13 protein-coding genes and 3 pseudogenes are annotated in these 21,755 nt (G+C 69.1%); 4 read left to right on the forward strand and 12 right to left on the reverse strand.

What is annotated here, in order from left to right:
- Nucleotides 1–146 precede the first annotated feature (146 nt).
- On the reverse strand, nt 147–1,610 hold the full coding sequence (locus ACIP4X_RS16360; RefSeq protein ID WP_358729918.1) for a non-reducing end alpha-L-arabinofuranosidase family hydrolase: 1,464 nt from the start codon (nt 1,608–1,610) through the stop codon (nt 147–149).
- Between the two features lie 726 nt (nt 1,611–2,336).
- Between ACIP4X_RS16360 and ACIP4X_RS16365 the strand changes: the two genes are divergently transcribed.
- From ACIP4X_RS16365 to ACIP4X_RS16375, 3 genes are all read left to right on the forward strand, one after another.
- On the forward strand, nt 2,337–3,767 hold the full coding sequence (locus ACIP4X_RS16365) for an endo-1,4-beta-xylanase (RefSeq protein ID WP_401348857.1): 1,431 nt from the start codon (nt 2,337–2,339) through the stop codon (nt 3,765–3,767).
- A 192-nt stretch (nt 3,768–3,959) separates the two neighbouring features.
- Nucleotides 3,960–5,483 carry a glycoside hydrolase family 43 protein gene (locus ACIP4X_RS16370; protein ID WP_358729916.1) on the forward strand — a complete coding sequence of 508 codons (1,524 nt, stop codon included), beginning with the start codon at nt 3,960–3,962 and terminating at the stop codon, nt 5,481–5,483.
- A gap of 141 nt (nt 5,484–5,624) precedes the next feature.
- Nucleotides 5,625–6,671 carry a LacI family DNA-binding transcriptional regulator gene (locus ACIP4X_RS16375; protein ID WP_358729915.1) on the forward strand — a complete coding sequence of 349 codons (1,047 nt, stop codon included), beginning with the start codon at nt 5,625–5,627 and terminating at the stop codon, nt 6,669–6,671.
- A 180-nt stretch (nt 6,672–6,851) separates the two neighbouring features.
- On the opposite strand, the pseudogene ACIP4X_RS16380 reads toward ACIP4X_RS16375, so the two are convergent.
- The 5 genes and pseudogenes from ACIP4X_RS16380 to ACIP4X_RS16400 form a co-directional block, all read right to left on the reverse strand.
- A pseudogene (locus tag ACIP4X_RS16380) lies at nt 6,852–7,097 on the reverse strand (hypothetical protein); the annotation flags it as partial.
- On the reverse strand, nt 7,073–8,572 hold the full coding sequence (locus ACIP4X_RS16385) for an alpha-N-arabinofuranosidase (RefSeq protein ID WP_358729935.1): 1,500 nt from the start codon (nt 8,570–8,572) through the stop codon (nt 7,073–7,075). The gene ACIP4X_RS16385 and the pseudogene ACIP4X_RS16380, both read right to left, overlap by 25 nt.
- A 134-nt stretch (nt 8,573–8,706) precedes the next feature.
- Nucleotides 8,707–9,609 carry a carbohydrate ABC transporter permease gene (locus ACIP4X_RS16390; protein ID WP_401348861.1) on the reverse strand — a complete coding sequence of 301 codons (903 nt, stop codon included), beginning with the start codon at nt 9,607–9,609 and terminating at the stop codon, nt 8,707–8,709.
- Entirely contained in the window at nt 9,609–10,631 is a 1,023-nt protein-coding gene (locus tag ACIP4X_RS16395; RefSeq protein WP_358729913.1) for a sugar ABC transporter permease, read from the reverse strand. Before ACIP4X_RS16395 ends, ACIP4X_RS16390 begins: the two co-directional genes overlap by 1 nt.
- A 10-nt stretch (nt 10,632–10,641) precedes the next feature.
- Nucleotides 10,642–11,928 (reverse strand): ABC transporter substrate-binding protein, encoded by a 1,287-nt coding sequence (locus ACIP4X_RS16400; RefSeq protein WP_401348864.1) that lies wholly within the window; start codon nt 11,926–11,928, stop codon nt 10,642–10,644.
- A 404-nt stretch (nt 11,929–12,332) separates the two neighbouring features.
- Between ACIP4X_RS16400 and ACIP4X_RS16405 the strand changes: the two genes are divergently transcribed.
- A complete protein-coding gene (locus ACIP4X_RS16405) occupies nt 12,333–13,880 on the forward strand; it encodes a xylan 1,4-beta-xylosidase (RefSeq protein ID WP_401348867.1) in 1,548 nt (515 codons plus the stop codon).
- A gap of 491 nt (nt 13,881–14,371) precedes the next feature.
- On the opposite strand, the pseudogene ACIP4X_RS16410 reads toward ACIP4X_RS16405, so the two are convergent.
- The 6 genes and pseudogenes from ACIP4X_RS16410 to ACIP4X_RS16435 form a co-directional block, all read right to left on the reverse strand.
- Nucleotides 14,372–14,461: pseudogene (locus tag ACIP4X_RS16410) on the reverse strand (decarboxylase); the annotation flags it as partial.
- A 133-nt stretch (nt 14,462–14,594) separates the two neighbouring features.
- Nucleotides 14,595–16,769 carry an FUSC family protein gene (locus tag ACIP4X_RS16415; RefSeq protein ID WP_401348870.1) on the reverse strand — a complete coding sequence of 725 codons (2,175 nt, stop codon included), beginning with the start codon at nt 16,767–16,769 and terminating at the stop codon, nt 14,595–14,597.
- Between the two features lie 315 nt (nt 16,770–17,084).
- The gene (locus ACIP4X_RS16420; protein ID WP_401348872.1) at nt 17,085–18,260 is read right to left on the reverse strand and encodes a glutathione-independent formaldehyde dehydrogenase; all 1,176 of its coding nucleotides are present in this window, start codon (nt 18,258–18,260) and stop codon (nt 17,085–17,087) included.
- A gap of 296 nt (nt 18,261–18,556) precedes the next feature.
- Nucleotides 18,557–18,820 (reverse strand): annotated as a pseudogene (locus ACIP4X_RS16425) (hypothetical protein); the annotation flags it as partial.
- 97 nt (nt 18,821–18,917) lie between these two features.
- A complete protein-coding gene (locus tag ACIP4X_RS16430; protein WP_132852372.1) occupies nt 18,918–19,367 on the reverse strand; it encodes a DUF1931 family protein in 450 nt (149 codons plus the stop codon).
- 494 nt (nt 19,368–19,861) lie between these two features.
- On the reverse strand, nt 19,862–21,643 hold the full coding sequence (locus tag ACIP4X_RS16435; protein ID WP_391454616.1) for a helix-turn-helix domain-containing protein: 1,782 nt from the start codon (nt 21,641–21,643) through the stop codon (nt 19,862–19,864).
- Nucleotides 21,644–21,755 lie beyond the last annotated feature (112 nt).

Consider the following 21,755-nt stretch of genomic DNA (forward strand, 5'->3'; position numbering starts at 1 on the left):
CCTCATACATCCTCCCTTATTACAACCACCACCAACCGCGGGCCTTGGTTTCTTTTTTTTAATATTACCCGGGGGGGGGGGGGGGGGGCGCCCCCCCCCCCCCCCCCCCCCCGGCTCCCTACCGCAGCCGGACCCGCGTCCTGCCGTCAGCGCTGCAGTGTCAGCAGGCCCGGACGGTAGGGCAGGAGGCCGTAGTCGCCGCCGGAGTTGGGGCTGCGTCCCTGGTGGAGCAACTGCAGATTGCAGGGATTGACGGTCATGGTCTGATCGGGACTGGTGCGGATCAGTTCGCCATGGCTGATGTCGTTGGTCCAGGTGGCGCCACTGTTGGCCTTGCCGGCGAAGGGATTGCTCTCGGTCGCAGCCTGGGGCGTCCATGAGCCGTTCAGACTGGTGGCCGTGAACGAGCGGAAGTACCGGCCCTGCGAGCCGATCGCCTCGACGATCATGAGGTAACGGTTCTGGTCCTGCAGCTTGTAGACCTGCGGGGCTTCGAACAGGTTGTTCGTCGTATCGCTCATGATCACTGTCGAGGTCGAGCCGAAGCTGCCCGGGAAGTTCCCGATCGGCATACTGGCCCGGTAGATCTTGCCGTTGTCGCCGGCGAAGAACAGGTACATGTTCGTGCCGTCACCGATGAGTGTCTGGTCGATGGGTCCTGTTCCGGAGCCGGAGATGCTTCCGGAGAAGAGCACCTGCTCGGACGACCAGCCATTCGGGTTGGTGGGGTCGCTCGACGTCCGGTAGGAGAAGGCGGTCCCGCCCCATTGGTAGGCGAGCACCCAGATGTTCTTCGGCGCGAAGTGGAAGAGCGTGGGTGCGACGGCGGAACTGGACATCGTGTTCTGGCTGGCCGATGCCATCTCCGACCAATTGGTGAACAGGCCGAAGTTCATCGAACCCCACCTCGTCCCCGTGTCGTGCGTGGTCGCATAGACGAGTTGTCTGCCGTTGTAGGGGGCGACGGTGAAGTCCTTGAGCGAGACCCACCCCTGCTTGGGCTGCGCCAGCGCGCCCGTTGATGTCCAGCGGTAGGTCGACGGAAGATCGCACGGGCCGGGGGTGTCGGCGCTGACCTTGACGAGCTGCCACTGCTGGTTGGCGCCGCCCCAGTCGTCGTACTGGACGATGTTCGCGTTGTCGGCGGTGGAGGCGCCTTGTACTTCGAGGGCCTTGTTGCTGTGGCGCGAGATGAGTCTCACGTAGCCGTCCGAGCTGTCGGCCGGCCGCCACTGCTGGTTGGTGCCGTTCAGGTCCGTCCACTGGACGATCGAGCCGCCGTTCGCGGTGGACCAGTTGTAGACGTCGAGCACCTTGCCCGAGTGGCGGGACTTGATGCGGTAGTAGCCGTCCCCGGAATCGACGAACTGCCACTGCTGCTGGTTCTGGTTGTTCCTGGTCCACTGGGTGATGCGGGCGCCGTCGTCGGTCGCCATGTTGTAGACATCCAGGGCTTTCCCGCTGTTGCGGTTGACCAGCACATACGAGGCGTTGGGGTCTACGCTCGCGGCCTCGGCGGGCTGGGCACCGAGGAAGGCGGCCACGAGCAGCAAGGGCGCAAGGACGCCGAGTAAGCGTGAACGGACCCGGGACGGGTGGCGAAACCACATCAGAGGGCCTCCTTGGGGCGGGGTGAGGTGACGCCGACGAATTGCGGAGCGGCCGCGCCGCGGGCGGGGACCGTTTCGAAAGTTTCGAAGTCATCCCGGTTCCGTGACGCCACAAGCTAGGAAGGCGGGGCCCTCTGGTCAAGGCCTGTCGTCGATCTGTCCACAAACAGTTCCCCCACTTCGGGCGTGACAAGCTGTCGAGCCGACCGAAAGCCCCCGCAAGTTCGCGATACGGCTCACCAGTCCAGGGATCCGCCCGGCTCGACCGGGGATTCGAAAGTTTCGAATGGAGAGCGGAAACTTTTCCAGCCGGGAGGGTTGACGAGTCACCGTCAATCCCTCAATCATCCTGTCTGGTAAGTCGACCATTGGTCGAGATTTCGAACCGCATTGTCCTGGGCGGACTGTGCTGCACGGCAGAGCCGAGCACAGCTGCACGAAGAGCCGCGCCTCGGCGCACCTGCGCCACCCCGTTTTCGTTCCGGTGAGGCTCGCGCCGGCGCATCCTGACGCTCCGTGCAGTCGGAGAGGTATGCGACGCCGCGTGACGCCCCCCCCCGGCTGAGCCGCGATGGAGTACCCCCGTGCCTGTGCCGAGAGACCGCTGCCGCCCGGCGTACGTCACTCGGTGGCAGACCGGGCGCCGTCCGTGCCGGCTGAGATCCTCCCGGGTCCCATGACCGCGGTGTCCGGTGATTCCGTTATTTCTACCTTGGAGGCACAGTCATGGTCTCTTATGCCCTTCCCAGACCCGTTGTCCGACGGAAGATCCACGTTCTGCTGTTGGCGCTGGTCGCCGGCGTCCTCGGTGTGGTCGCCGCACTGGTCTCGCCGCCGACCGCACACGCCGCCGAGAGCACGCTCGGCGCCGCGGCGGCGCAGAGCGGCCGCTACTTCGGCACCGCCATCGCCTCGGGCAGGCTGGGCGACTCGACGTACGCGACGATCGCGGCCCGTGAGTTCAACTCGGTGACGGCCGAGAACGAGATGAAGATCGACGCCACCGAACCGCAGCGGGGCCAGTTCAACTTCACCGCCGCCGACCGCGTCTACAACTGGGCGGTGCAGAACGGCAAGCAGGTGCGCGGTCACACCCTGGCCTGGCACTCCCAGCAGCCCGGCTGGATGCAGAGCCTCAGCGGCAGCGCACTGCGCCAGGCGATGATCGACCACATCAACGGCGTGATGGGCCACTTCAAGGGCAAGATCGCACAGTGGGACGTCGTGAACGAGGCCTTCGCCGACGGCGGTTCGGGAGCCCGGCGCGACTCCAACCTGCAACGCACCGGCAATGACTGGATCGAGGTCGCCTTCCGCACCGCGCGCGCCGCCGACCCGGCCGCCAAGCTCTGCTACAACGACTACAACGTCGAGGACTGGACCTGGGCCAAGACCCAGGCCATGTATGCCATGGTCCGGGACTTCAAGCAGCGCGGCGTGCCGATCGACTGCGTCGGCTTCCAGTCGCACTTCAACAGCGGCAGCCCCTACAACAGCAACTTCCGCAGCACCCTGGGGAACTTCGCCGCCCTCGGCGTCGACGTGGCCGTCACCGAACTCGACATCCAGGGTGCCCCGGCCTCGACCTACGCCAATGTGGTCAACGACTGCCTGGCCGTCCCGCGCTGCCTCGGCATCACCGTCTGGGGTGTGCGCGACAGCGACTCCTGGCGATCGGAGCAGACGCCGCTGCTGTTCAACAACGACGGCAGCAAGAAGTCTGCCTACACCGCCGTCCTCAACGCACTCAACGGCGGCTCCACCACACCGCCTGCGGACGGCGGAACGATCAAGGGCGTCGGTTCGGGCCGCTGCCTGGACGTGCCCGGCACCAGCACCACCGACGGCACCCAGGTCCAGCTGTGGGACTGCCACAGCGGCACCAACCAGCAGTGGACGTACACCGGCGCCGGCGAGCTCAGGGTCTACGGCAACAAGTGCCTGGACGCCGCCGGCACCGGAAACGGCGCCAAGGTCCAGATATACAGCTGCTGGGGCGGCGACAACCAGAAGTGGCGCCTCAACTCCGACGGCTCCATCGTCGGTGTCCAGTCCGGCCTCTGCCTCGACGCCGTCGGGGGCGGCACCGCGAACGGCACGCTGATCCAGCTCTACTCCTGCTCGAACGGCAACAACCAACGCTGGAGCCGCGCCTGACAAGGCCTGCACAAGACATCCCTGATGATCGCGAGGGTCGCCGCCGTGGTGGCGGCGACCCTCGCGATCGGCACGGCCTGATGGGTGGCGTCACAACCGTCCGGTCCCCGCGACGGACAATCGAGAACCGAACGCTCGCCTGGACTCGCTGCATGGCGCCCGGCGGCTCGAAGGGAGGACGTTTCCGTGCATATGTACGACAACCCTGTGATCAGCGGGTTCCACCCCGATCCGAGCGTGTGCCGGGTCGGTGACGACTACTACCTGGTGTGCTCCAGCTTCGAGTACTTCCCGGGGCTGCCGCTCTTCCACAGCAAGGACCTCGTGCACTGGGAGCACATCGGCAACGTGCTCGACCGGCCCGGGCAACTGCCGCTGCCCCTCCCCGGCGCCAAGGCGTCCGGAGGCCTCTACGCCCCCACGATCCGCCACCACGACGGCCGCTACTGGGTCATCAACACCAATGTCGACGGTGGCGGCAACTTCGTCGTCTCGGCCGAGCGGCCCGAGGGGCCGTGGAGCGACCCGGTGTGGATCGACCTGTCCGGGATCGACCCCGACCTGGCGTGGGAGGAGGACGGCACCTGCTGGTGCGCCTTCTCCGGCCCTGAAGGAGGCATCAACATGGCCAGGATCGACCCGTTCAAGGGCGAGGTGCTGGAGGGGCCTTTCGCCGCGTGGTCGGGCAGCGGCCTCAAGTACCCCGAGGCGCCGCACCTCTACCGCATCGGCGACTGGTGGTACCTGCTGATCGCGGAAGGCGGCACGGAACGCGGCCACAGCGTGTCCATAGCCCGCAGCCGCTCGCCGCGCGGCCCCTGGGAGGGCGCACCCGCCAACCCCCTGCTGTCCCACAGCGGTACCGCCCGCTCCATCCAGAACACCGGCCACGCCGACCTGGTGGAGGCTCCCGACGGCAGCTGGTGGATGGCGCTGCTCGGCGTCCGCCCCGGCGGCTTCACGCCCGACGTGCACGTGCTCGGCCGCGAGACGTTCCTGACCCCCGTGGAGTGGGACGAGGACGGCTGGCCCGTCGTCGCGCCCGTTCCCGAGAGCCACGCGGCCCCGGGCGGTGCCTGGCATCCCGTTCCGGCCCCGCCCGCCCGCGACGACTTCGACGGGCCCGCTCTCGCGCCGCACTGGATCTCGCCGTTCGCCCGCCCGGAGGGCTCCTGGTCGCTCACCGAGCGCCCTGGCCGGCTGGTCCTCAGCGCCACCGGCCCCACCCTCGACCGCCCCGGGTACACCTTCGTCGGCCGCCGCCAGCAGCACCACGACTGCCGCGTCACCACCGTGATCGACCCGCGTACGGGACGCGGTGGTCTCTGCGTGCGCCTGGACGAGGCCCACCACTACGAGGTGGAGGCCGGGGACGGGGAGGTCGGCGTCGTCGCCCGGATCGGACCGCTGCGCCAGACCGTGGCCCGCCGACCGGTCCCGGCCGGGCCGCTGCCCCTCACCGTGACGATCCGGACGTCAGACCTCGTGCCCGCGTCGCCCGAACTCACCGACGGCGGCACCACGGGCCCCGACACCATCGCCTTCTGGCTCGGCGATCCCGACGCTCCGGATGCCCGGCCGCTCGCCGAGCTGGACGGGCGCTACCTGTCCACCGAGGTCGCCTGCGGCTTCACCGGCCGTGTGATCGGCATGTACGCCACCGAGGGCACGGTCGCCTTCGACTGGTTCGAGTACGCCCCGGCGCCGTCCGTGTGACGCTCGGTGTGCGGGCGGGTGCCGCACCCTGCGGGGCACCCGCCCGCAGGGTGCGGGGCACCCGCCCGCAGCCGACTCGACCCCGGCTGAGGTGCCTCCCCGGCCCCCGGACGGCCTCCTCGCCGGGTTAACCTGTCCCCCATGCCTCCCCGACCAGCCGGCTCGCGCCCCACACTGTCCGTGGTGGCCAAAACCGCCGGTACGAGCGTGCCCACCGTGTCCAAGGTGCTGCGAGGCGGAACCGACGTCTCGGCGGAGACGCGCGCGAAGGTCATGGAAGCCGTGCAAGCCGTCGGCTACACCCGCCGGGCCGGGTCCAAGGGCGAGAGCGTACGGGACGAGAGCGGCTTGTCCAACGTGCTCGATCTCTTGGTCACCCACTTCGAGGGGTCATGGGCGAACCTGCTGATAGCCGGGGTCGGGCGGGAAGCGGCAGCAGCGGGACTCGACGTCGTACTGACGCTCGCCGAGCCGCACGGCGACTGGGTGTCGCGGGTTCTGAGAAGGCGCACCGTCGGCGCTATCGGGACGCTGGTCGATCCCGCCTCCCGGCAGTTCAGCGCACTCGTCGCCGCAGGCGTCCCCGTGGTGCTGATCGACCCGATGAGCACACCGCCGTCAGGGGTGGCAAGCATCGGCGTGGCGAACTGGGAAGGTGGCCGTATGGCCGCTGAGCACCTTCTGTCCCTCGGCCATGTGCGGATGGGGGTGGTCGCCGGCCATGCCCGCCATCTCTTCAGCCGAGCGCGCGTCGACGGTTTCCGTGCGGCGGCCGACACGGCGACCGCCGGCAGTGCCACGGCGTCGGTGACCTACGGCGGATGGAACCGCGCCAAGGCGACGACCGCCACCCACTCCCTGCTCGACAGCGACCCGGGGATCACGGGGATCTTCGCCTGCGCGGACTCCATGGCACTCGGCATCTACGACGCACTGGACGCCCGGGGCCTGCGGATTCCCGAGGACATCAGTGTCATTGGCTTCGACGACCTGCCCGAAGCGCAGTACATCACCCCCGGGCTGACGACCGTCAGACAGCCCAGCACCGAGTTGGGCGCCGCGGCGGTCAAGCTCCTGATCGAGCTCTCCCGGGGCGAAGGCGGCGGCGCCCGGGCCCCCGCCCGCATGGAGCTGGCCACCGAGCTGGTCGTCCGTGCCTCCACCGGACCCGCCCCGCCACGCCGATGACGCGGGCGGGCGTGTTCCGGTCGGTCTCATCGCGGTGCTGTCGTCACGACCTGGAGGACGTCGGCGCCGTCGGCCGCCTCCTGCGCACAAGGGTCGAAGACGCCTTCGGAGCCGAAGCGGCCCACGTACGTCCTGGAGCGCGACGAGGTAACCGGCGGCGACGAGGCGCCCGACGTCGAGCGTCCCGTCGTGTTCCTCACTGGTCACGTCATAGGGATGGCGGGTCAGCAGGGTCGGCCACGGCCCGGTCCCGTGCGGAACCAGCAGGACGGTCCGAAGCCGTTTTCCATCGCGCAACGCACAGGTCACCTCGCGGCGTTCGGCGACCGGGTCCGGCGATTCACGGGCCGGGTCGCCGCGCCGGAGCGGGGCCGGCTTCTGAACGGGGCTCGTGTCGTCCCTCACCGGAGGGCGACCGCCGTCCACGACGTCGGCGGTAGTCCGATGGTGAGCAGGCCGTCGGCGAGTGCCGCGCCGGCGTTCGCGGCCGGGGTCACCCGGTCCTGCTGGGCGAGCGTGTTCTTCGCGTACACGTCGGAGTCGGCGAGGGTGACCGCCTCGGTGATGCGCGAGGAGCCGAAGCTGCGCACATCGATCGTGACCTGCGCGGCTTCCGCCAGGTCGCGGTTGACGAGGAAGACCGCGGCCCGGCCCTCGTCGACGGTCGCGACGGCGTCGACGACGGATGCCTCTCCGTAGCGCGCCGTTTCGTACGTCGGCGCCTCGATCAGGGGTCGGATCACCTCGCCGGAGGCGAGCCGGCTCGTGATCGAGAACGGGTAGAAGGTCGTCTGGCGCCAGGCCGGGCCGCCGGGCTCGGTCATGATCGGAGCGATCACGTTGACGAGCTGTGCGAGGGATGCCGAGGTGACGCGGTCGCTGCGGCGGAGGAGCGTCATCAGCAGGTTGCCGACGACGACGGCGTCCGCCACCGTGTAAGTGTCCTCCAGGAGCCGGGGGGCGTGGCGCCACTCGTCGTGGATCTTCTCGGACTCCTGGTGTTCCTTGAGATACCAGACGTTCCACTCGTCGAACGAGACGTTGATCTTCTTGTTGGAGCGTTTCTTGTGCCCCACGTGGTCGGCAGTCGCGACGACGGTGTCGATGAAGTAGTCCATGTCGATCGCCGAGGCGAGGAAGGAGCCGAGGTCGCCGTCGTGCTCCTGGTAGTACGCGTGGCACGAGACGTAGTCGACGTGGTCGTAGCTGTGCTCGAGTACGGTGCGCTCCCAGTCGCCGAATGTCGGCATGGTGGATCCGGAGGAGCCGCAGACGACGAGTTCGAGGTCCTTGTCGGCCCTCTTCATCGCGGCGGCGGTGCGGGCGGCTGTCTTGCCGTAGTCGTCCGCCGTCATGAATCCGGTCTGCCAGGGGCCGTCCATTTCGTTGCCGAGGCACCACATGCGCACGTTGTGCGGTTCCGGTGTGCCGTGGGCGATGCGCAGGTCCGACAGCGCTGTGCCGGATGGGTGGTTGGCGTACTCGAGCAGGTCCAGGGCGGGCAGGATGCCTCGTGTGGCCACGTTGACCGCCAGCATCAGTTCGGAGTCGGTGAGCTTGAGCCAGCCGGCGAACTCGTCGAGGCCGACCTGGTTCGATTCGAGCGAGCGCCAGGCGAGGTCGCGGCGTACCGGGCGTTTTTCGCGGGGGCCGACGGAGTCTTCCCAGCGGAACCCGGAGACGAAGTTGCCGCCCGGGTAGCGGATGGTCGTGCTGCCGAGCTCTCTGACGAGCTCGACGACGTCCATGCGGAACCCGTCATCGTTCGCGCTCGGGTGTTCGGGCTCGTAGAGCCCGGTGTACACGCAGCGGCCGAGGTGCTCGACGAACGAGCCGAAGGTGCGGCGCCGGACAGGAGCGATGACGGCCTGCCTGTCGAGTTCGATGTGGGCGCGGGGCAATGCGGCGGTCCTTTCCGGGGGATGGCGCGGGGGTGTCGCGGGCTGGGTGGTGCCGTCGGTCAGCGGCCTGCCCTTGCCGAAAGGCATGGCAGGGGCAGGCGTGGGACGGCCCGGTTCAGGTCCTGGTACCGGTGTCAGCCCTTCACGGCGCCGGTGAGGCCGCCGACGATGCGCTTCTCGAAGATCGAGAAGAAGATCAGTGCGGGCAGCATGGCGAGTGAGGTGAAGGCGAGAACCTTCGCGGTGTCCGTGGAGTACTGCGAGGAGAACACCTGGACGCCGAGCGGCAGGGTGTAGTTCGCCTGCGAGTTGAGGACGTACAGGGGCAGGAGGTAGTTGTTCCAGCTGCCGACGAATCCGAGGATGCCGACGGTGACCACACCGGGCAGCGACAGCGGAACCACCATGCGGAAGAAGAATCCGAGTCGGCTCATGCCGTCGATCGCGGCGGCCTCCTCGATCTCGTTCGGGATGGCTCTGAGGAACGGCACGAGGATGATGACGGTCGTCGGCAGGCCGAAGGCGATCTGCGGGATGATCACGCCGAGCAGGTTGTCGACGAGACCGAGGTCCTTGATGACGAGGTACAGCGGAGTGATCGCGATGACCATCGGGAACATCAGGCCCGCGGCGAACAGGGAGTACATCGCGCCCTTGAGCTTGAAGTCGTAGCGTGCGATCACGAAGCTCACCATCAGACCGAGGGCGACGATGCCGACGGTGCTGGTGATCGCGACGATGAGGGAGTTGGCGAACTCGCCCCAGAACACCGTCGACTTCAGGATGTCGATGTAGTTGCCGACCACCCAGGGGCGCGGCAGGGCGGCGGGGTCCGTGGTGATCTGCGAGTTGGTGCGGAATCCGCCGAGCACGATGTAGAGAACCGGTGCGATGCAGACGCCGACGAAGAGCAGCGCGATGAAGTAGGTGACGTGGTTGCCCCACTTCTGTGGCTTGTCGCGGTTGTCGCGGCGGCCGGTTGGTACCTTCGGCTCCGGGCCGGGGGACATCCGGGAGATGGTGGTCGTCGCGCTCATCACACGGTCCCTTCGGTGACGGCGCCCCTGAGGTCGCGGCGCAGGACGAAGCGCTGGTAGATCAGCGCGACGATGAGCGAGATCGCGAACATCACGACCGCGACGGCGCTTCCGTAGCCGTAGTTGCCCGCGTTGCGGCCCTGGGCGAGCATGTAGATCGCCATGGTCGAGGTACCCGCCGTGCCCGAGACGTACTGGCCCCAGATGATGTAGACGAGGTCGAACAACTGCAGCGAGCCGATGATGGACAGGAAGGCCCAGATGCGGATCGTCGGCCCCAGCAGCGGCAGCGTTATGCGGCGCTGGATCTGCCAGTAGGAGGCGCCGTCGATCTGCGCGGCCTCGAAGATCTCGTCGGGGATCGACTGCAGGCCGGCGAGCATCAGGATCACCGCGAAGCCGATGTACTTCCACGTGATGATGGCCATCAGAGTCCAGACGGCCAGGTCCGGGTCGGCGATCCAGTCGGCTTCCAGGGAGCCCAGGCCGATCCGGTGCAGCAGGTCGTTGACGGCTCCGTTGCTCTGGAGCATCAGGCTCCAGCCGGTGCCGACGATGACCTCGGAGATGATGTAGGGCACGAAGATCAGGACGCGGATGGTCGAGCGGCCGCGGATCTTCTGGTTGAGCAGGAGCGCGAGGACGATCGCCAGCGGACCCTGGATGACCAGTGAGAGCACCAGGATCAGGCCGTTGTGCCACAGGACGTCGTGGAACGCGGGGTCGGTGAGGATCAGCTTGTAGTTGTTCAGGCCGACCCAGTCGGTGGGCTCTCCGTAGCCTTTCCACTGGTAGAAGCCGTAGTACGCGGCGAGCGCGACCGGGAAGATCACGAATGCCAGGAACGTGATGATCGCAGGTGCGGACAGGACCGCGATCTCCAGTCGCATCCTGGCACGGCCTCGGCGGTGCGCAGCCGCTCGCGGCGGAGCCGGGGGCACGGACGTGGCCGCGTCCCCGGCTCCGGGCGTGCCCTGCGACTGGCGGCCGTCGGCCGTGTCAGTGCCCAGGGTGTCGCTCATGTCTGCTTAATCAGCCCTTCTCGGCGGCAGCTTTGACGTCCTTGGCGATGTCGGTGGCGGAGCCCTTGCCGGCCATCAGGTTCACGACGGCGATGTTCATGGCGTTGCCGACGTTCTGGCCGTACACGGTGTCGAGGAACTGCATCGAGTAGGCGGCCTTGTTGAAGGCCTGCAGTGCCGAGATGTTGTAGGGCTCGGTGACGACCCCCTGGGCTTCCTTGTTCACCGGGATGGTGTCGAAGGCCTCGGCGTAGGCCTCCTGCTGCTCCTTGGTCACGACGAACTGGAGGAAGCCCAGGGCCTCCTTCGGCGCGTTCTTGGAGAGCGAGTATCCGCCGGCGCCGCCCATGATGGCGGTCGGGTCGCCCTTCCCGCCGGGCACGGCGGGGAAGGGGAACCAGCCCAGGTCGGGGAGCGGCTTCTTGTCCGGGGTCAGATCGGCGATCACACCGGGATCCCAGTTGCCCATGAGCTCCATGGCCGCCTTGTGGTTGGCGATCATGCCCGCCGAGGACCCGGCGCCCTGCTGCGACGTTGCCGTCAGGAAACCCTTCTGGAAGGGTTCGGTCTCCAGGAGTTCAGCGAGGTCTTCGCCGGCCTTGGTCCAGCACGGGTCGTCGAACGTGAGCGACTTGGCGGCCTCCTGCGTGCTCTCCTGGCTGCACTCGCGCAGGGCGAAGTTGTAGTACCAGTGCGCGGCCGGCCAGGCGTCCTTGGCGCCGACCGCGATCGGCGCGACCTTGATCGCCTTCAGCTTCTCGACGGCGTCCTTGAGCTCGTCCATCGTCGTCGGCGCCGAGGTGATGCCGGCCTTCTTGAAAAGGTCCTTGCTGTAGTAGATGCCCTCGGGCTGCGTGTCGAGCGGCATCGCGTAGACCTTGCCGTCGATCGAGACGCCTTCGAGGGCCGCTTCGCCCACGTTCGCCTTGTCGGTGTCGGCCAGTTCCAGTGCCTGGATCTGGCCGGCGTCGACCATGGCCTGCATCTTGCCGCCACCGCGCTGCAGGAAGATGTCGGGCGCGGAGTTCGAGTTGAGCGCGTTCTGCAGCTTGCCGTCGAGGTCCTCGTTCTGGACCGACTGGATCTTGACCGTGACGTCCGGGTGCAGCGCGTGGTACGCCTTCGCGGCGTCCTTCCAGTACTGCGCACCGCGCCCTTCCATCGCGTTCGTCCAGAGGGTCACCGTGCCATGGCCATCGGACGAACCGCTGTCGCCGCCGCCGGCGCAGCCGGCAGCGGCGAGTGCCATGCACAAGCCGATCGCGGCAGCCGTCGCGCTGCGGGTTTTCCTCATCATCGTGGGAACTCCCTGATCTGTTGTCAGTGATCCAACTGCTGATAGTTTGCGCAAACTGATGGGCCGTCCGCGAAGTAGAGGCAAGGTGTACCGCCAGAAATGAACGAGCGGCAACCAACAGTTTTCGCAAGTTGCGCAATCGTTACTGACGCGGCAGTCGTCGTACGTGATCACGAACGGGTGCGGTGGCGATCAGGAACGTGCTCAGTCGCACCCGGCCGGGCCCCGGCCGGCCGGGGCGGGCGCCGGGCGGGCGCCGGACGCCGACAGGCGGACCGCTCGATGTCTTGACGCCGTTTTCCCGTCTCCCTACGGTGCGCAGCACGTTGAGCGAGAGCCGGTTGGTCCACCCGCCCGCCCCGGCGAGTCCCGCACCGCACCGCACTGCAGCAAAGGAACCCACCATGCGGATCGTCGTCCCCCGACAGCCGACAGCCCGGCTCTCCGACGCCTGGCGCCACTGCGTCGGCACGGGCCGGTTCGACCTCGCGCTGCGGCGCGACTACCAGGAGTCGCTCGACCTCGTTCAGCGGGAGATCGGTTTCCGGTACATCCGGGGGCACGGCCTGCTCAGCGACGGGATGGGCGTCCACCGCCCCTACGACTACGCCGGCGAGCGACGCGTGCGCCACGCCTTCACGTACGTCGACCAGGTCGTGGACGCCTTCCTGGGGATGGGTATCGCGCCCTTCCTCGAACTCGGCTTCATGCCGTCCGGGCTCGCCTCCGGCGACGACACCGTGTTCTGGTGGAAGGGCAACGTCACTCCTCCTCGCGACGAGAAGGAGTGGGCGGACCTCATCCGCGCCGTCATCGGGCACCTGGTCGACCGCTACGGCATCGACCAGGTGCGCCGGTGGCCGATCGAGGTGTGGAACGAGCCCAACCTGGCGCCGTTCTGGTCCGCGGACCAGAACGCCTACCACCGCCTCTACGAGGTGACCTCGCTGGCCGTCAAGGAGGTCGACGCCGAACTCCAGGTCGGCGGCCCCTCACTGGCGCCGGGTTACGAGGACGAGTGGATCCAGCGCTTCGCCGAGTTCGTCGAGGCCCGCGACCTGCCGATCGACTTCGTGAGCCGCCACGCCTACTCCTCCGGCCCCGTCCAGCCCGTGCCGTTCGGCGCTCACCAGACGCTCATGCCGGCGTCGGCGCTGCTGGAGCAGTTCGGCGCCCCACGGCGGCAGTTGGCGGGCACCGGGCTCGCGGGCCTGCCGCTCCACATCACCGAGTTCAACTCCTCGTACCGGCCGGACAACCCGGTCCACGACACCGCGTTCCACGCGGCGTATCTTGCGCCGGTGCTGGTGAACGGGGGTGACCTCGCGGACTCCTTTTCGTACTGGACGTTCAGCGACGTGTTCGAGGAGGTGGGCATTCCCACCGCGCCGTTCCACGGAGGCTTCGGCTTGCTGACGCACCGTCAGATCAAGAAGCCCACCTATCACCTGTACACGTTCATGGCCGAGATGGGCGAGCAGGTGCTCGCCCGCGGCGAGGACCACCTGGCGACGCGGCACAACGACGGACGCGTCACCGTGCTGGCCTGGGCGCCGGCCGACCCGGCCGGCGGCGATCCCGTCGACGGCCACACCGTCCGGCTGTCCCTGCCCGTCGGCGCCCCCAACGCGCAGGGCTCCGCCTTCGCTCGCCGCCGCTCCGTGAGCGAGGACGCCGGCAACCCCTGGGCCGCCTGGTGCGAGATGGGACGGCCGCTCGCGCCCGGCAACCGCCAGCTCGACGCTCTCCGTGAGGCCGCCGAACCCACCCGCTCGCACCGGAGCGTGCCCGTCGCCGGCGGGCGCGCCGACGTGGACCTCGTCCTGGGCCGCAACGAGGTGACGCTGCTGGAGCTCACCCCGGTCGTCGACGAGACGCCGGAATGGTGGAGCGACGACCGGCTGTTCGGCCTCGGCGGCGAGGACGTCGACGCCTCCGTGAACCGGTCGTGAACGCCCCGCCGCCCACCGGCCCGCTCGCACGGCCGGGAGCACGCCGAGACCTCGATGCTCGCCGCGCACCTGCTCCGGTCCATGCTCGTCCACGTCAACACCCTGTCGGCCCGCAGGCCCTGGCGGAACCGGCCTGGGCATCGAGGCCCGGTGACGAGGACAGGCGCGGCAGCACGCTGCGGGCACCCGGTGCAGTGGACCGGCTCGACTTCCTCCACCGGTCCGCCGACCGGTCCCGCGTTGCTGACTTGCGGCTACCAGGGGCCTGCTGTGCCGCCCGGCGCCCGCTCTTGAGGCTTGATGCGTGGCTCGACAGCTTGCTCGTGGGATGGGGTCGTTCTTCGAGGAGTGCGGTTGCCGGCCAGTTCACTGCTGGCGATCCCAAGGCGAGAGGCGACGGCCGGTCGGCCATGTGAGAAGGGGCGGGGCTCAGAACTGCCGGCCCTGGCGGGTCTGATCGCCGTGATGGCGACACCGGCGTACGTGTGGCGGCGGGCGGCGCGGCGGGCCATGTCGGCCACCCGGCGGTACGGCACCTTCCAGATGTGCCGGGTCAGCCCCATGCAGGCGCATCCGGTGACGGCGCCCAGGTGAAGCCCGGCGAGTCCGTCGCGGTTTTCGGCGCCGGACCGGTGGGCCTGATGGCCGCCCTCGACGCGGCCGGGAGACTGTTTCCCGTTCCAGGAGGCGCCGCGCTCTCTGTCGCCGGCGTCGTCACCGACCCCGGTGCGCGGGCCCTGATCCGTTACCTTCCGCAGCCAGGGTCGCCCGCACCCGTTGCTCCTCGCGAGCAGAGCCGACGTCCCGTTCCAGGGGTGTGCGGCTCACGGCTGTCGCGAGGTCTTCCAAGGCCCGTTTTTGCAGTTCCGCTTCGCGCCGCACGACCGGGCTCCCGTTGTCGGCGGCGTCCTCCCACGCGTGGAGCGCCTCCTCCACGCGTCCCCAGTCCGGATTCCTGTGCTCGCGCACGGCGACTGCTGCCTTCGAGGTGTCCGTCTCCAGGGCCTCGGCGAATCGCTCGGCCTCGGGGACGACATGGCTGTCGGCCCCCGGGACGTGGCTCTCCATGAGCATCGCTGCCCGGCCGAACCCCTTGAGCGCCTCCTGCGCCTCCTGCGCCTCGCGCGACGTCAGACCCCTGGGGCGGACCGGTTCCTGCCTTGCCCGGTCGTATGCCTCCTGCCAGGCGGCACGTGCCTCCCTGCTCTCCAGCAGTGCCCGCCGCATGTCGGCGTGATGCTCCCGGGTCGGTTCCGCGTGGTTGCGGAGCACCGCGGCCGCGTAGCGGCCGTTGGCGGCGAGCCAGTCCGCGAGCCGGCCCGGCAGTCGGGGTGTCTCCCATGCGGGGAACACCACGTGGGCCAGCATTGCCAGGGCCCCGCCGAGCAGGGTGAGCACCACCCGCTCCGGGACTGTCTGCTCCCACGCCTGGCCGCCCATGCCGAGCAGGAAGACGACGTACGCGGCGGTGAAGCACTGGGAGTAGGCGTAGCCGGTACGGTTCAGCGTGTACGACAGGCCCGCCGAGACCACCGCCAGCGCGCCGGACACATGGGCGTCCGGGCCCAGGGACCGCACCATCCCGGTGGCGAGTGCGACTCCCGCCAGGGTCCCGGCGAGACGGGCCACCGCACGCGCGTACGTCCGGTGGAAGTCCGGCCGCATCACCATCACCGAGGCGATGGGCGCCCAGTAGCCGTGGCCCAGGGGTAGCCGGGCGGCGATCAGATAGCCGAGCGTGGCCACCGCCGCCAGGCGGACGGCGTGCCGGAACACGGGCGAGTCCCGGCGGAGCTCACGGCGCACCGCCCGGACGACGACCGGGACCAGCCGGTGCATTGTCGGGCGCACCAGGAACTGGGCGCCGGCGGGGCCGGGCGGCGTGGGCGTCCTCCCGCGCACGCAGCCGCTCCCGGCGATCTCCAACGCCTCACCGAGCAGTTCCACGAGCCGCTCGGCGGCCTGCCGGGCGGGGCCCTCCAGCACCTCGTGCTCCTCGTCGACGCGCAAGACGTCCGTGCTCTCGGGCCGCACCTCGGCGGGAGTGCCGCGGCGGATCGAACGGGCGGCCGCGTCCAGGACGTCGGCGGCCGCGTCGAGCAACTCCCGCGCGCGGTCCCGCCCGGGTCCTTCCGCCGGGGCGCCGACGTCGGGGTCGGCGAGCGCGGCGACGACCGGCCGAATGCGCTCGGCGAGGCCGCGGGGGCCGTGGAGGACGGGGGGACGGGTGCGGGCCTGTGACGGCGTCACGGCGGCCGCGTCCCGGGCCGTCATCAACGGCTCCGGGTCGAACGGGGCGGTCGGGTGGTGCCGCAGCCGGCGGGCGTAGTCCGCCACTGCGGCCAGGGCGTCGGCGAGCGCGTCACGATGCGCTCCCCAACGGCGGATCGGGAACAGCAAGATCAGCACGGCCTGCGTCACGCCCCCGAGTGCGATGACCGCGGCGTGCTCCAGGGCTCGCCCGACGCTCGTGGGCAAGGTGATGGTCACGAGCATGCTGCCCACGGTCGTCGCTGCGACGATCCCAGCGGTCGATCCGACGGCCCACGCCATTCCCGCAGCGAAGGCCCATACGGCCAGCAGTGGGAGGAACGTCACGAGTCGCCCCGCCGCCAGGTAGCCCACGAAGGTGCTGAGCGCCAGACCCGCGCCCGCGCCGAGCGCGACCACCTTGCGTGGACGCCAGCTGCGCTGGAAGGTGGCCCCACCCGCGGAGTAGGCGCCGAGGGCGGCGGACGCGGCATACGCGGGGGAGATCAGCCACAGCGTCGGCCCGACGACGATCGCCACCCCAGCGGCCGTGCGCAGCGCGAGCAGGGGCTCCAGCCGCGTCTCCTCGATCGTGAGCCCGGATCGCACGACCTCCCCGAAGGCCCGCAGCCACGTCACGGGTGTTCGCCTGGCCGGAACGCCCTGCCGGGTCGCGTCGGCCTGGTTGAGGTGCGGCAGCCGTCGTGCAGGGAAGCCTCCCACCCGGCCCGCGAACTGGCTGGCGGCCGCAGCCGCTGGACGGGGTGCTGCCACTGCGGACACTGCTGAGCGTCCGCCGTCCGTCCTCCGGGCCGGAGCGCGGGCAATCGCTGTTGGTCCAGGTCCGGCCGGAGCGCGCCGATCGACCCCAGCCCCGTCCGGCGCACGGGCAGATCGGCAACCGTCCCCCGGGTCGGTCCGGGGGAGACAGGTGGCACGGCGGCCCCGAGTCTCTTACCGCTTGTGGCCGTTGCCGTGTCCGTTGGGATGCAGGACCACCTTGGTCCAGCCCTCGTCGCGGGCGTCGAAGTGCTCGTAGGCGGTGGGGGCCTCGTCCAGGCTGAGCTCGTGGGAAACGACGAAACTCGGCTCGGCCTTCCCGCCGGCGATCAGATCCCGCAGCGCCCGGTTGTACTTCTTCACCGGCGCCTGCCCGGTCCCCATGCGCTGGCCCTTGAACCACATCATGCCGAAGTCGATCGGGACCTTGCCCTGAGCTTCCAGCTCCCCCTGGGCCTCCGCGCCGCCGGGGTCCTGGGGCAGGAACACGCCCACCACTCCGATGTCGCCCGTGAACCTGACCGAGTCGATCAGCCCGTTGAGCGTGAGGCTGGCGTCCTCGTGTCCATCCGGGTCGTGTGCCTGGTAGCCGACGCATTCGCAGCCGTTGTCGGCGCCCAGACCGAGGGTGGCCTCCTTGACGACCTCCGCCGGGTTCTGCTCGGCGGTGTTGATCGGGATGGCCCCGATCTCCTCCGCCTTGCGCAGCCGGTCGGGCTGGTGGTCGGCCGTCCAGACGCGCCCGGCGCCCTTGAGGAGGGCTGAGTAGGTCGCCATCAGCCCGACGGGACCGGCCCCGAAGACGATGGTCTGGTCGCCCGGTTTGACGCCGGCCATCTCGGTGGCGTGATAGCCGGTGGGGAAGATGTCGGCGAGCATCACGTAGTCGGTCTGCCGCTCGGCGGCGTCCTCGCCCAGACGCAGCGCGTTGAAGTCGCCGTAGGGCACGCGCAGCAGCTCCGCCTGGCCGCCCTGGTAGGGGCCCATGTCGGCGAATCCGTAGGCAGCTCCGGCGAAGGCCGGTTCCGGCTGCATGGTCAGGCAGTAGTTGGTCAGACCCTGCTCGCACTGTTTGCAGAAGCCGCAGGCGATGTTGAAGGGCAGGACCACGTACTCGCCCACCTGGACCTTGCGGACGGCCGAGCCGACCTCCACCACCTGGCCCATGTTCTCGTGTCCCAGGGTGCGGCCGGACTCGAACGAGGTACGGCCCTCGTACATGTGCAGGTCCGAACCGCAGATGTTGGTGGTGGTGATCTTGACGATGATGTCGCAGGGGTGTTCGATCTTCGCGTCCGGTACGTCCTTCACTGTGACCGTTCGCGGGCCTTCGTATACCGCTGCTTTCATGGTGGTTTCCCTTGATGTCGCGGCATGGTGGTGATGGAGAGGGTGCAAAGAGCCTGGCTCTCGGAAGTGCTGCGACGGGGTCCGGGGCTCCGGCACGCCTCTGAGGGCCGTTCACCTGGATCAGATGGAACGGTCTTTGCCGCCGGTCCGCCCAGCGGAGCTTCGGCGCTCCGGCGGCGTTGCGGCCGGGTCCCCGTCGGCCCCCGAGGCGAAACAATCACGCACCGACCGATCAGCGGAATCCACGGACCGTGACGACCACCAACCGACGGCACATCCCCGACTGAGGTCACCAGCTAGTCACCGTGGTCGTCCTGCAGCACGCTGCGACGCTCCTGTTCTCGCTTGGAGCAGGCGGCTGTCCGGATCGCCTCGTCGCTCTCCAAGCCCGATGCCAGCGCGCCGCCCACCGTGGCGACCGGAGCGACGAACCATGACAACGTCCAGTACTGCGTGGCATGCAGCGGGGTTCGTGCCATGGAGGCGAACACTCGGTCGTTGAGGATGAACAGAGTCCACACCAGGTTGATGACCATCAAACCCACATAACAGACGAGCACAGCTGCCTTGTTCAGATGAGTTCGTCGGAGACGATCCGGGGCGGCTCGGCCCTCCCGGCCCGAGACGAGTCCGGCGAAGTGCACCGGGGCGCGACTGCTACAGCAGCCGGTCGAACACCGCGGTCACGCCCTCCCAGTGACTGGTCTGCGGGTTTTTGACATCCGGATACATGATTTTGAACGTCTCGGCGAGGGCGACGCTGAGACCGCCGATGATCTCGGGGTAGCGCTCTTCGGCCTCCTGGGTGGGTGTCCTGTCGAGGGGAGGGTGTGCGGCGAGCTGTTCCAGGATCGGCTTCAGCTCGACCTCCTCGTCGAGCCGCCGGAACCGGTGGATGCTCTCCTGGAGGCCCTTGGTGATCGGTAGATCCCACGGTTCGACGGTATCCCTGCCGTTGGCCTTGGCCGACGCCTGGCCGACGACCAAAAGGTCGTAGAGCTTGGCGTCGACGAAATCGCCGTATCGCTTCAGGTCGTTCCTGTCCACGTCGAGGCTTGCGGCGGCGCGGAAGAACCTCTCGAACTTCGACACACCCATCAGGGTCATGCCTCTCGCCTCCTCACCGGGAACGGACGGCGCCGATCGCTCCCGCCCGCGCCGCCGTCGGCTGTTACCCGGTCGAGATTCGCAGAGCCCCCTGCTGAGCGCCTCCGCACCCCAGGCCGAAAAAAGTCGCCCCCTCTTCCCCTGGCAGAGCAGCGTGAAGTGCGCAGGCATCCCTCGGCCAGCCGATCGGCCGTCCGTCCGCAGGAGGCAGCACGGCGTTGCGGGGGAGCGGGACTGTATCAGGGCACCCAGGGGACGTGAGAGCGCGGACCCGGTGCGTCCGGGACCGGGGTACGCAGGGCGCCACGCGCTCATGTCCGCGGAGGCCGATACCCCCTGCAATGCCGAATACGGGCAGGTCAGCGACGAATGCGTCAACGACCGCAACGGCTATCGTAATCCGAGCAAGGGCCACCCATCCGCTGCAGCGCTGTAGCAGGGCAGCCCGCCCGACTGCTACTGGCACCGCTCGGCGCAATAGTTCCAGTGACACATCAGCCCGGTCCGCCCAGCACGATCTTCCACACTCGGGTCGCCACCTGGAGGTTCAGCCGGTCCTCGACGTTCGCGAGGTCGTGGCCGCTGATGTCGCGGATGCGCTGGAGCCGATAGCGCAGCGTGCTGCGGTGGATCGCGAGGGAGTCGGCGGTCTCGTCGTAGTTGCCGCCGCAGTCGAAGTACCGGGACAGGGTCTCCACCATGGCCGCGTGGTGCCGGGAGTCGTAGTCGATGAGCTGCCCGAGCCACTCGTGGACGAACGTCTCCAGTTCCCGGTGATCATTGCCGGGTCCCAGGATGCGGTAGAGGCCGAGCTCGTCGAAGAACGTCGCGCCGTAGCGCTCGTGGGAGTGGCGGCGCACGTCCAGGGCGCGCTGCGCCTCCTGGTAGTGGTGGGGGATGTCGTCCACGGCGTCGCAAGGGGCGCTCACCCCGATCGTCCCGGACCGTGTTCCGGTCTCCCGGGTGAGCGCCTCGTACAACGCGCGGGCGTGCGGCCTGTCGCCAGTGATGAGGACGACGTGGTCGGAGCGGCGGGTCAGCAGCGAGCGCATGCCCACCGCAACGGCCGCCCGACTCACGGTCTGCGCGAAGGAATCGTCGGCGGTCCGGTTCGACCACTGCACCACGACGACGTAGTGGCTGCCGTGCAGGTCGTGTCCGACTGCCTCGGACCGGGCGTAGGCGCTCGCCTCGTCCGTCCCTGCCAGGAGGTCGTCGGCCAGCTCGCGGTGCAGCCTCAGCTCCACTTCGGCCAGATTGCGCAGGTGCGTCAGCTCCAGGGCGAGCGACGCGGCGGCGTATCCAAGCACGAGTACGGTGTGCTCGTCGGCCTCGTCCCGGGCATCGACCAGGGCCAGCACGCCCAGGATCTCGCCGTGCGGGCGGATCAGGGTGATCAGCCGGTCCCTTATCCGCACCGGCCCGGTCTCTGTGGCGACGGCGTGCAGCATTTCGTTTTGGCGCACGGGGTCCGGTTCGGGATAGGGGACGGGGCGGTCGGGACCGGTCCAGGACCTCAGCCGACCGAAGCGGTCCTCGAGCAGTGCCGGAAGTCCAGTGAGCCCGTGCAGTGCGCGGGTGACGGCTTCCTCGCCGCCACCCGAGGCAGCGACGCCGGCCATGAGAGTGTGAACGGCTCGCTCGTAGCCCAGCTCAGCCACCACAGAGATCAGCTGCCCCTGAAGGGCTGTGCGTTCCTCCCGCAGCCGGCGCAGCTCCAGCGCGTCCTCGCGTTGGCGGCGGTGTGCGAAGGCGACCGACAGTGCAGCACCGGTGTGCCGGATGAGAAGGGCGAGCAGGGATCGCTCGGCGCTGGTGGGCCGGGAGCGGGACGTGACCACGAGGTAGCCGTGGAGTCCCCCAGGTCCGCGTAGCCCGAGGGCCCGGCCCCAGGGCCTGCCGGGTACGGTCACGTTGCCGTCCTGCCCGGCCAGCTCCCGCACCCTCCGGCCCACGGCCAAGGCATGCGGCTGCCTGTTCCTCGGGCCGGGGACCAGGCCGCCGCCCACCTTGAGGTATACGGCCTCGGCGCGGTACGGCCCCGCGGCGGCTATGTGGTCCATGGCCAGGCGCAGGATCTCGCCTTCGTCCGGAGCGTCGAACAGGGCGCGGGAGAGCGCGACCAGTTCGTGGAGGGCATGGTCGGCCGGGGCGCGAACGGGCAGATGGGGCCCCCTGCGCGCGGCCGTGGCTTGTCGCCCGACGCTGCCCCGGAGAAGGCTGCCCTTTCGGTCGGAGCAGCGGTGGTACGGGCTGTATGCCCGACTGCCGGCCATGGGATCACTCCGTCCTTCGGAGGTGAGCGGCTTTCGCGTACCCGCTCCCGGGCGGGCTACCCGAGACGTATGGGTTCTTTGTCTCGTACTCGTGGGGCGACCGGACCCGTGC

This window comes from Streptomyces sp. NPDC088817, assembly GCF_044750345.1.
Taxonomy (GTDB): domain Bacteria; phylum Actinomycetota; class Actinomycetes; order Streptomycetales; family Streptomycetaceae; genus Streptomyces.

Coding starts and splice junctions, on each gene's coding strand:
- ACIP4X_RS16360 (WP_358729918.1), bottom strand. CDS start 1,610: ATGTGGTTTCGCCACCCGTCCCGGGTCCGTTCACGCTTACTCGGCGTC.
- ACIP4X_RS16365 (WP_401348857.1), top strand. CDS start 2,337: ATGGTCTCTTATGCCCTTCCCAGACCCGTTGTCCGACGGAAGATCCAC.
- ACIP4X_RS16370 (WP_358729916.1), top strand. CDS start 3,960: ATGTACGACAACCCTGTGATCAGCGGGTTCCACCCCGATCCGAGCGTG.
- ACIP4X_RS16375 (WP_358729915.1), top strand. CDS start 5,625: ATGCCTCCCCGACCAGCCGGCTCGCGCCCCACACTGTCCGTGGTGGCC.
- ACIP4X_RS16390 (WP_401348861.1), bottom strand. CDS start 9,609: ATGAGCGCGACGACCACCATCTCCCGGATGTCCCCCGGCCCGGAGCCG.
- ACIP4X_RS16395 (WP_358729913.1), bottom strand. CDS start 10,631: ATGAGCGACACCCTGGGCACTGACACGGCCGACGGCCGCCAGTCGCAG.
- ACIP4X_RS16400 (WP_401348864.1), bottom strand. CDS start 11,928: ATGATGAGGAAAACCCGCAGCGCGACGGCTGCCGCGATCGGCTTGTGC.
- ACIP4X_RS16405 (WP_401348867.1), top strand. CDS start 12,333: ATGCGGATCGTCGTCCCCCGACAGCCGACAGCCCGGCTCTCCGACGCC.
- ACIP4X_RS16420 (WP_401348872.1), bottom strand. CDS start 18,260: ATGAAAGCAGCGGTATACGAAGGCCCGCGAACGGTCACAGTGAAGGAC.
- ACIP4X_RS16430 (WP_132852372.1), bottom strand. CDS start 19,367: ATGACCCTGATGGGTGTGTCGAAGTTCGAGAGGTTCTTCCGCGCCGCC.
- ACIP4X_RS16435 (WP_391454616.1), bottom strand. CDS start 21,643: ATGGCCGGCAGTCGGGCATACAGCCCGTACCACCGCTGCTCCGACCGA.